The sequence below is a fragment of the Bacteroides caecigallinarum genome, assembly GCF_016901995.1.
Classification (GTDB): Bacteria; Bacteroidota; Bacteroidia; order Bacteroidales; family Bacteroidaceae; genus Phocaeicola; species Phocaeicola cellulolyticus.
Genome location: NZ_JACJLE010000172.1, coordinates 1 through 358 on the forward strand (window position 1 = coordinate 1; position 358 = coordinate 358).

The window sequence follows — 358 nt, forward strand, 5'->3', positions numbered from 1 at the left end:
GCAGTGGGGAATATTGCACAATGGGGGAAACCCTGATGCAGCAACGCCGCGTGAGTGATGAAGGTTTTCGGATCGTAAAGCTCTGTCTTTGGGGAAGATAATGACGGTACCCAAGGAGGAAGCCACGGCTAACTACGTGCCAGCAGCCGCGGTAATACGTAGGTGGCGAGCGTTATCCGGATTTACTGGGCGTAAAGGGAGCGTAGGCGGATGATTAAGTGGGATGTGAAATACCCGGGCTCAACTTGGGTGCTGCATTCCAAACTGGTTATCTAGAGTGCAGGAGAGGAGAGTGGAATTCCTAGTGTAGCGGTGAAATGCGTAGAGATTAGGAAGAACACCAGTGGCGAAGGCGACT

1 rRNA gene is annotated in these 358 nt (G+C 52.5%); it reads left to right on the forward strand.

The features are described from left to right. Nucleotides 1-358 (forward strand): 16S ribosomal RNA (locus H6A61_RS15495); the annotation flags it as partial.